The following is a 7,567-nucleotide window of genomic DNA, read 5'->3' as shown; positions in this document are numbered from 1 at the left end:
ACGGTTCAATATTCGCTTGGCCTTCCATACGAAAAGACCTAATTGCTTACTTTGATGAACGGTTTGAAGGAAATGACACAGTTTAATGAACACTCCCCGGTTTGAAGGAAATGACACAGTTTAATGAACACTCCCAAGGATTCCCCATCCTGACAACTCGAACCAGACAACCCGAAAACCCGACAACTTGACAACCCAAAACAATTACAACCACTAGAACCACCACAACCACTACAACCCTTTTATCTCCCCTCAATCGCCTCCAAAATCACCCCACAGGCTTTTTCTATTTCTTCCTCAGTAATGATCAGAGGCGGTGCGATCCGCATGGCATCATCGCAAAAAAGAAACCAATCGGTAATGACTCCGTTTTCGATTGCCCTGTCGATGATCGGTTTTAAGACTTCGAAGGACTCAAATTCTATGGCCATCATCAGCCCTTTGTTGCGGATGGATTTGATTTTGGGATGAACAAGCAGTTTTTTGAAAAGATTTGCTTTTGTCTCCACTTGTTCCAAAAGCTTTGCTTCCTGAATAACTTTAATCGTTGCCAAAGAGGCTGCTGCTGAAACAGGATGCCCGCCGAAAGTCGTGATATGACCCAAAAGAGGATTATTTTTAAATGCGCCCATCACGTCTTTGTTGGCAATGAAAGCACCGATCGGCATGCCTCCGCCCATTCCTTTGGCGCAGACCAAGATATCCGGAACTATCCCAAAATGCTCAAATGCCCAAAACTTGCCTGTTCTCCCAAAACCCGCCTGTATCTCATCCAAAATCAATAAGGTACCGGTCTCGTCACATTTTTTGCGTAAGGCCTGAAAATAATCAGAACATGCTACCATGATTCCGGCCTCGCCCTGTATGGTCTCGACAATAAATGCAGCGGTTTCTTCTGTGATTTCATCAAGTTGCTTAAAACTCCCGTAAACCACATTTTTGATTCCCGGTAAGAGAGGTCGGTAGGCTCTTTTGAAGATTTCATTTCCACCCACAGAAAGTGAACCATGGGAAGAACCGTGGTAGGCATTGACGCAGGAGATGATTTCGCGGCGGTTGGTATAGCGCTTTGCCAATTTCAAAGCGCCTTCCACTGCCTCACTTCCTGAGTTGACAAAGTAGACATTGTCCAAGTGGGAGGGAAGGGTATCACAAAGTGCTTTAGCCAATTGAACCTGAGGACTTTGTACGTATTCTCCGTAAACCATCAGGTGAAGGTATTTGTCCAATTGATTTTGGATCGCTTCGAGGACTTTTGGATGTCTGTGACCGACATTGCTGACGCCGATACCCGAAATCAGGTCCATATATTCTTTTCCCTCAGGCCCATACATGTAGATCCCTTCTGCCTTTTCGATTTCTATCATCAAAGGAAAGTCAGTAGTCTGCGCGAGGTGAGAGAGGAAAAGCTGACGGTTATTCATTTTTTAAGATACAAGACGTAAGACACAAGATGCAAGACTTAGAGCCGAGAAGCGAGAAACGAGAAAATTGAACCAGGTACTAAGTACAAAGTACAATGAACCAAGTAAGGACATCCCAAACTTGACAACCCAAGAACCTGACAGCAATGACAACGCGAAGCAGACAACATTTTCATTGAACCATGTACCAAGTACCATGAACCAAATAAGAACTCGTAAACTTGACAACCCGAGAACCTGACAACGCGAAGCAGACAACAAAGACAACAATTTCAACAACTACAACCATTACAACCTTTACATTCCACTCCTAAACCTAAAGAAAATCCCTAATGGCAAGTTCTTTTTGAATCGGTCTACAAGGTATAACTCGCCGTGCTCCGCATTGTTGACTTCTTTGAAGTTGGATTTGACAAGGTTGGCTGCAATCATCGAACTGAAGCTGAGTGAATACATATTCAGGATCAGGAAGTGATACTCAGGGTCCAAAAGCTCCGCACAAAGTTTGAGCATTTCATTGATCTGCTCTTCCAAGATCCATTTTTCTCCATCCGGACCACGGCCATATGCCGGTGGGTCGAGGATAATTCCATGGTATTTGTTTCCCCGACGAACTTCTCTTCTGATAAATTTCATCGCATCGTCCACAATCCAACGGATTCCATCCTGACCGGAAGATTCCAAATTGTGTTTGGACCAAGTGACCACCTGCTTGACAGAATCCAAGTGCGTGACATCTGCACCGCAGGCTTTGGCAGCAACAGATGATGCTCCTGTATAGGCGAATAGATTGAGGACTTTGGGGTTTTTAACAGGAAAGTTTTTGAGTGTGTCTGAAATATAATCCCAATTGACTGCTTGCTCGGGAAAGAGCCCGATATGCTTGAAAGAAGTCATGGCAAGATTGAGCTTCATTTTCAATCCATCCGGATTTTTGTAGCTGACCTGCCAATTGTGTGGAATCTTCTTCAGTTCATTCCATTGCCCTTTTTCGGGATTGTTTTTTTCCTTTGCAAAATGGGCATGAGCCATTTCCCTCCATTCTTTTTCATCAAGACTTTTATCCCAAATTGCCTGTGGTTCCGGTCGGCTGAGGATATAATCTCCAAACCTTTCCAGTTTTTCAAATCCACCGGTATCAATCAGTTCATAATCTTCCCAATGCTGCGGGGAGAGCGAGAGGATGGTTTCTTTCATGCTGCAAAAGTAATTATATAATCGGAGAGCGGAAGTATTTTATAATTGGGAATAGTTTAGTTAATTTAGATTGTCTTTCATCCAAAATATCCATCATGAAGAGTTTAATCCCTTTCCTTTTTATGTTCTTTATTGGTTTGGGTTGTATCCATTCTGCAAAAAGTCAGACCAATCCTTCCTTAAACAATCAGTACCAACAATATCTTGGCACTTTTAGAATTAATCCCAAGAGTGACGGATTGAAGGGAACACCATTTTTATTTGATACACCACCTTTAGGAAAAATAGCCTTGGATGGTGGAAAAGATTACAGCGAGATTCCATTCAATATTCTATTGGAAAAGAACGAAGTATATATCCAAACAGGTGGCGAAGATTCAGAGCCTTTGTTATTGCGTAACTGGAAATGGATTGAGATTCCGGGAGAAGAGGTAAGGAGTTTTAGAATAGAATATCTTCAAGGCAAACCTCAGGTGGTCGAGATCCTTTTTGAAAAAGAGGGGGAAAAATATATTGCTTCCCACAAAAAGACTTTGATTAGGCCAAGCGGACAACGGGATGGGTATTCCGGACCACAATATGACGAATTCCGTCATGATATCAAGTATTTCAAAATCAAGGGAATGCAGTCAGCTGAAATAAAAACAAACAGTTCGGGACTGAAAGAATGGGCAGGAAACAAGAATGACGAGTTGAAAGAATTTATCAAAGAAAATAAACTTGATCCGAATCAACCTTTGGACATGAAAAAAATCATTTCATTTATAGTAAATTAGTCTCTCCACTCGAAATCTTAACTATATGAAGTCATCCCAGGCTTTTGGACTTGTTTGCATTTTTTCATTTTATCTGTTTTTTTCTTGTTCGCCTGATGAGACCTCAGATATTGGACCGATCCAAAAATTAGAGTTTTCATCGTTTGTCCAAACAGTACCTGTTGAGGACCAATATATTGTGGTTTTTAATGAGGAAAAGATTTCCGGAAGAATCAATTCGACGGATAATTTTTCACAGGAAATGTCCATGCGAATGGAAACTATCAATTTATTGTCCAAATACAGGATTTCCGAGGATAGCCTTAAGTGGGTTTATTCGTCTGTTCTCAATGGATTTTGTGTAAAAATGGATAAAAACAAATTGGAACAGGTAAAAAATGATCCTTTGGTAAAATATGTGGAACAGGACCGGTCAGGAATGCTTGGAGAATCACCAAAAGCCACTGAAATCAAAGGAACTTCTGATCCGGTAAATACCCAAATCATACCTTGGGGAATCAAAAGGGTAGGAGGTCCATTCTCTTATGAAGGGAAGAATTCGGTATTTGTGGTAGATACAGGGATTCAGTTGAATCACCCTGATTTGAATGTATGTATCGAAAAGGCATTTGACGCTTATCACCCGGTGAATAAAGATTTATGTTTTATCGACGAGCATGGGCACGGAACACATGTTGCCGGAACTATCGGAGCATTGGATAATTTCTTTGGAGTGGTAGGCGTGGCAGCAGGGGTCCAAGTTGTTCCTGTAAAAATATTTTTTGGTCCATCAGCCCTATTTACATATTCAGGAATGATTGCGGGTATTGACCATGTTGGAAAAGTTGGCATTCCTGGTGATGTGGCTAATTTAAGTTTTGGAGGATTTGATAAAAGCAGGGCTTTGGACGACGCAGTATTAAATGCTTCAAATAAAAAGAAAATCTGGATGGTTATCGCTTCAGGTAACTCAAGTCTTCCTGGGACATCATTTAGTCCTGCAAGAATCAATGGTGATTATACCATAACTGTTTCAGCAATTGATGCCCTTGATAAATATGCATGGTTTTCCCATTTTGGATTTCCAATCAAGTTTGCAGCTCCCGGTGTCAATGTTTATTCCACTACAATTGGTGGAAAGTACCGGTATTTATCAGGAACCTCGATGGCAGCGCCACATGTTTCAGGGCTTAGAGTTTTGGGAGAAATAGGTTCTGATGGTCTTGCTTTAAATTATCCAATTTCTCCTGCAGACCCGATTGCCCACAGGTTTAAAGAAAAATGATTCAACACATAATTTGGTAGTTATTGAATATTTTACTAATGTTAAGCCTGCTTAGATTTCCTTCAATACTTTTATTAATGAATAAATTTCTTTCTATTACCATACTTTTCTGTTGTATTTCTTTTCATCTTTTTGCCCAAACTAAAGAGATGGACAGTTTGAATAACGTTTTATCCCATGAAGTATCAAGGGAAGAAAGGTTGTCAGCATTAAACCAATTGACCTTTTTAACGAGAGAAAAAGATTTGAATCAGGCATTGATTTGGGGTCAGCGGGCAGAGGAGTTAGCCATAGAAATCAATGACAGTTTACAGATCAGCAGGGCTAAAGGCAATCTCGGTTGGATTTATTTTAGACTCGGGGTTTGGGATAAAGCTTTCCGTTATTCCAAGGACTCATATTTAATCGCCTCCACGCAAAATTATAAATACGAACTTGGAATGGCTTTAAACAACCTCGGTTCGTTGTACTACAGGCAGGATAATTATGATGAAGCCATCAAGGATTTTAAAATAGCCTATGAATATGGTAAAGAAGCTGATGAGCCTTATCTCATAATCCGAAGCCTCAATAATCTTGCCTTGAATTACTCACTTAAAGGTGAATTTGATTCAGCTTATCTGTTTGCAAAAGAGGCACTTAAATTCAATGAGAAATTGGATGAAAAATATTTCATCACATTTACACATAGGGTTCTTGGTGATATTTACCTTGGAAAAGGGGAAATAGATAAGGCTATTCAGAGTTATGAACAATCACTTAAGATTTCTACGCCGGAATCTTTAAAAACTTCTGAGGCATTGGTATTGAACCGATTGGGGAATGCCTATTTTATCAAAGGGAATTCTACGAAGGCCATTGAATACCTAAACAAGGGCCTAATAATTTCGAAGGAAAACGGATTTTTGGACGAATTGGTGGAGACTTACAAGACATTTGCCAAAATCTATGATTCAAAAGGCGATATCCCAAAGGCTTTTCAATACCAAAAAGCATATACGGAATTGAATGCAGAAAGAGAAGCGGCCTCTAATAAAGAAAAGATGGAGCTCTTACTCGCCAAATTTGAGATAGAAAATTCAGAGGCCGAAATAAATTATTTAAAGATTCAAAACACCTTAAAAGAAGTTGAAATCAAGAGTTTCAATAAAATTTGGATCATGTTTACCGTCTTTACGGTGATTTCGATCGGCTTTTTATTTTGGATGAGTATCATTTTCAAAAAGAAACAGGAGGCCAACAAGAGACTTCATGTAAAGAGAACAATTCTTGAGGAACAGAAAAGAGAATTACAGAAAAAATCTGAAGAACTTACCGAGTCAAACAGAAGTAAAAACAGGATACTTTCCATTCTTGGCCATGATTTAAAGAGTCCTGTGGCCCAGCTAAAAGGGGTTTTGGATCTTTTACATTCTCAAGAACTCAGTAGGGAGGAGTTTGATGGCATTTCCCATATACTAAAAAGAAATGTAGATGGACTTTTTGAAAACATTGACAATATTTTGAGTTGGTCCAAATCCCAAATGGAAGGATTTAAAGTCCAATTATTACCTACAAACCTAAAAAAAGTCATTAGGCCTTGTTTGGAATTATTGCAGTATCAAGCTAATACCAAAGAAATAACCATCACCATCAATATCATAGAAGAAATTGCCTTAGTTGATCAGGATTTGCTCCAATTGATAATCAGAAACCTGCTCAGCAATGCCATCAAATTTTCAAACAAGGGCTCCAATATAGATATCTACTCCCAAAAAGACGGGGACCTGATCAGGCTAGTTATTCAAGACTATGGAATAGGGATGAGTGAAGTTCAATTGGATACAATAATCAATCAGAATGTTTCATTGCTTGAATCGAGTATTGGGACCGATAAAGAAAAGGGTACAGGGCTAGGTTTGAATTTATGTAAGGAATTTTTGGGTTTGATGGGAGGTGCTTTGATTTTAGAAAGCAAAAAAGGAGAAGGGACAAAAGCAATCTTGCTTTTACAAAGCATAACTGTCAATAAAGCACAGCAAGTGATTTGAAAATAAGGTCCTCTGCCTTAATTTTTTTCTGAATAAGGCCTAAATCTTTCAGAATCTCCATGGATTCTTCCAATACCTTTTTTGAGATTCGTTCATCTTTTGCCCAACTTGTCTGTTGCAGCCAAGCCTTAATGTCTTCAAGTTTGATTTTGTATTTTTCACTGATCAATAAAGGGAATTCGGTTTTTTGAAGGTTTTCTATTGATTGTAGATAAACCAAGTCCCGCAACTTTCCAATTATTGCTGCATGTTTCTTTAAAACGGTAGGATTTGCAACAATGACAAAACAAGGCCAAGGTGTAGGTATTTCGCCGATTCGCTTGAAAATACCGCTGTCTACCAAAGGCTTGGTGGTGTATTTTTCCCAAAGGAACAACTTATGTATTTCATCCTGTAATGCTTCTTGAGCACCTTCCAAATCACCAACTACTTCAAAATCAATATTATCTAAGTTCCAACCTTCTCTTTTGGCCAATAAAAACGCCATCAAATAGGAACCTGAACCATACCTGCTTATGACAAAATCTCCGTGTCCAAGTTGGGAGATATCTTCAATTTCTGATCTTACTGAGCCATGTATTCCCCAAATCAATGGAGATTCTATATGAAATCCGATCATCAATGCAGGATTTCCTTCGATCTTGTCTTTGATAAAACTCTCAGTCAAAACAATAGCAATGTCTGTCTCACCATCCCTTAGGGATTTATTCATAGCTCCAGAGCCCTTTGGTTCATTTTTCCAAACCAATTGAATTCCTTCATCTAAAAATGGCTGTTTTTCTACAACCTGTAACCAAGGAAAATTAAAGTGTTCAGGTACTCCGGTGATGGTTATTTTCTTCATTTTTCAAACTTTGAATCAAACAAAAATACCGC

Annotated in this window: 6 protein-coding genes; 3 read left to right on the top strand and 3 right to left on the bottom strand. The window is 39.4% G+C overall.

Annotated elements, in window-relative coordinates; all coding sequences use genetic code 11:
- Nucleotides 1-242: 242 nt before the first annotated feature.
- Nucleotides 243-1,424: an aspartate aminotransferase family protein gene (locus NK987_RS18220; protein ID WP_259265026.1), complete on the bottom strand. Its 1,182-nt coding sequence runs from the start codon at nucleotides 1,422-1,424 to the stop codon at nucleotides 243-245.
- Between the two features lie 297 nt (nucleotides 1,425-1,721).
- On the bottom strand, nucleotides 1,722-2,621 hold the full coding sequence (locus NK987_RS18215; protein WP_259265025.1) for a class I SAM-dependent methyltransferase: 900 nt from the start codon (nucleotides 2,619-2,621) through the stop codon (nucleotides 1,722-1,724).
- Between the two features lie 95 nt (nucleotides 2,622-2,716).
- Here NK987_RS18215 and NK987_RS18210 point away from each other — a divergent pair, with 95 nt between their 5' ends.
- From NK987_RS18210 to NK987_RS18200, 3 genes are all read left to right on the top strand, one after another.
- A complete protein-coding gene (locus NK987_RS18210; protein WP_259265024.1) occupies nucleotides 2,717-3,397 on the top strand; it encodes a hypothetical protein in 681 nt (226 codons plus the stop codon).
- Nucleotides 3,398-3,422: 25 nt separating this feature from the next.
- Nucleotides 3,423-4,661, top strand: coding sequence for a S8 family serine peptidase (locus NK987_RS18205; protein ID WP_259265023.1), 1,239 nt, complete (start codon nucleotides 3,423-3,425; stop codon nucleotides 4,659-4,661).
- Nucleotides 4,662-4,738: 77 nt separating this feature from the next.
- Nucleotides 4,739-6,691: an ATP-binding protein gene (locus NK987_RS18200; RefSeq protein ID WP_259265022.1), complete on the top strand. Its 1,953-nt coding sequence runs from the start codon at nucleotides 4,739-4,741 to the stop codon at nucleotides 6,689-6,691.
- Here NK987_RS18200 and NK987_RS18195 read toward each other — a convergent pair.
- Nucleotides 6,666-7,535, bottom strand: coding sequence for a type 2 periplasmic-binding domain-containing protein (locus NK987_RS18195; protein WP_259265021.1), 870 nt, complete (start codon nucleotides 7,533-7,535; stop codon nucleotides 6,666-6,668). The two genes, NK987_RS18200 and NK987_RS18195, sit on opposite strands and share 26 nt — an antisense overlap.
- Between the last annotated feature and the right edge of the window lie 32 nt (nucleotides 7,536-7,567).

This window comes from Aquiflexum gelatinilyticum (genome assembly GCF_024813435.1).
GTDB classification, from domain to species: domain Bacteria; phylum Bacteroidota; class Bacteroidia; order Cytophagales; family Cyclobacteriaceae; genus Cognataquiflexum; species Cognataquiflexum gelatinilyticum.
Note: the sequence above shows the minus strand (reverse complement) of the source record. Positions and strands in the feature narration are given on the sequence as shown.